This is a genomic window from Streptomyces sp. NPDC056503, from assembly GCF_042794995.1.
Classification (GTDB): Bacteria; Actinomycetota; Actinomycetes; order Streptomycetales; family Streptomycetaceae; genus Streptomyces.
The window spans coordinates 1-2286 of sequence record NZ_JBHTST010000268.1; the positions used below are offsets into that span (position 1 = coordinate 1).

1 protein-coding gene is annotated in these 2286 nt (G+C 71.1%); it reads left to right on the forward strand.

Translation table 11 applies throughout. The features are described from left to right. Positions 1-168 precede the first annotated feature (168 nt). The coding region (locus ACFQ8C_RS36925) for an NB-ARC domain-containing protein (RefSeq protein WP_383466326.1) at positions 169-2286 on the forward strand (2118 nt) is incomplete at its 3' end.

Here is a 2286-nt window from a genome sequence, read left to right on the forward strand (position 1 = left end):
AGACGCTGACCCTGACGCTGAACGTCCGCGACGAGGCCCTCGGCGGACGCCCCCCTCGCATCCGCCGCAACAACGTACCCGGCGGGCAGCCGGGAACCGACACCCCGCCCGGCGGCGACGCCTGAACAGTGACGAACCCGGAGACGCAGGCGTAGCGGGAGAACGGCAGTGGATGCTCAGAGGACGGCCTACATCAAACCTGACCAGCCGGTCGGGGGGTCGGGGTCGGGATATCTCATCGGGCCCCGGCTGGTACTGACCGCACTCCACGTCGTCCACGACGACGGCATCCGCGCGGCCGGTGCGACCGTCTGGGTCGGACACCCCCGCACCGACACCGGAGTCCACCAGCGCACCGCGACGGTCATCTGGCCGGGCCCGGACGCCGGCCCCGACAACCCCGGAGTGGCCGACGTCGCGTTACTGCTTCTCGACCAGGACGCGGATGGAGGACACACGACGGCTGTCCGGTGGGGCCGACCCCAGGGCACCGGCCCGCTGGCCTACTCAGGGATCGGGATTCCCGCGTTCTCCACCAGCGTGGGCGGTGCCGTCCAGTACGAGAACCTCCGCGGCGAACTCGCCCCCCTGACCACCGCCGGCCGGCGCTGGGTCCTGGACTGCAAGGTCTGGCCCGCCGCCACACGGCAGAAGGAACGCCCCTGGGCCGGAGCCTCCGGCGCCGCCATCTTCAGCGGCAGTCACCTCGTCGGCGTCGCCGTCGAATACGGCACCGGTATGGGCGAGCGGCGCCTGACGGCCGAACCCGTCCACATGCTCCTCGACGACCCAGGATTCGGTACCGTGCTGGCCGAGCACGGCTTTCCCGGCACCCCGCACACCGCCGACGCCATCACCGCCCCCGCCGGTGATGCGACCGGGGTGGTGTGGCCGCGGCAGTTCGGTACCGTCCCCGAACTCGCCACCGCCTACCAGCACCGCGATGCCGTCGACCAGCTCACCGCCGCTCTGGCCGCAGGCGACACCACTATCCAGGCCGAGACAACCAGTACGGGCACCGTCTCTGGCGATGCGGCGGCTGTCGTCACCGGGCTCGGTGGTGTGGGCAAGACCCAGCTCGCCGTCCACCACGTCCAGCAGGTCCGCCAGGCAAGCGGTCTGCCGGTACCCGCCGGCAGCGTGCTCCCTTCCGCGGCAGGCGCCGTCGGGGCGGTCGATCTTCTGCTCTGGATCACCGCCAGCGACTCCGCCACCATCACCGCCGCCTACGCCCAGGCCTGCCACAGACTCAGCAAAGCCGGTGTGCACGTCGTCACCAGTGACGACGCCGACCAGGCAGCCCAGGAATTCCTCGCCTGGCTCCAGACCACCCACAAGCGCTGGCTCGTCGTCCTCGACGACGTCCCTGCCGCCGGAGTGCTCCGTGGTCTGTGGCCGCCGGCCACACCCACCGGACGCACCCTCATCACCACCCGCAACCGGGATACGGCACTCACCGAAGGACGCCGCCAGATCAGCGTGGGGCTCTTCACCCCCGACGAAGCCGTCCACTACCTGCGCCAGCGCCTGGCCGGCACCGGGATCGACCTGAAGGACGCCGAGCTGCGGCAGCTGGCCGACGACTTCGGGCACCTTCCGCTCGCCCTGGCCCAGGCCGCCAGCTACATCCGGGAGAACGCCCTCACCCTGGACGAGTACCGCGCGGAGCTCGCCGAGGTGTCGCTGGACGAGGCGCTGCCCGGGGTCGAGGGCCTTCCCGACCGGCAGGCCCATACCGTCACCGCTGCCTGGACCCTGTCCATCGACTACGCCAACACCCTCGCGCCTCCGGGACTCGCCCGGCCGCTTCTCCACGTCCTCGCGCTCCTCGACCCCAACAACACCCCCGACGGCATCACCGCGGCAACCGCCCTCCAGCAACACCTCCAGCAGACACGAGACACCGGAACGCGGACTTCGAGCAGGGTCGTGACCGAGCGGGAGGTGAAGCGGGCGCTACGGGTCCTCCACCGGCTCCACCTGACCGACATCACCGCCGACCACACCCTGCGCACCCATCAGCTCCTCCAGCGCACCCTCCGGGAAACACTCACCCCCGGGGAGATCGACCAGCTCGGAGCCATCGCCGCCGAAGCGCTCCTCGAGACGTGGCCCGAGCAGGAGGTGGCCGGCAGCAGGCAGTACCGAGCCGCCACCACTTCCCTGGCCACCCACACTGTCCCGCGGGACCCCGACGACGGCGGTCTGCACGCTGTCCTCTTCCAAGCCGGCACCACCCTCGGCGAAGCCGGACAAACCGCCGCCGCACGCGACCACTACCAACAC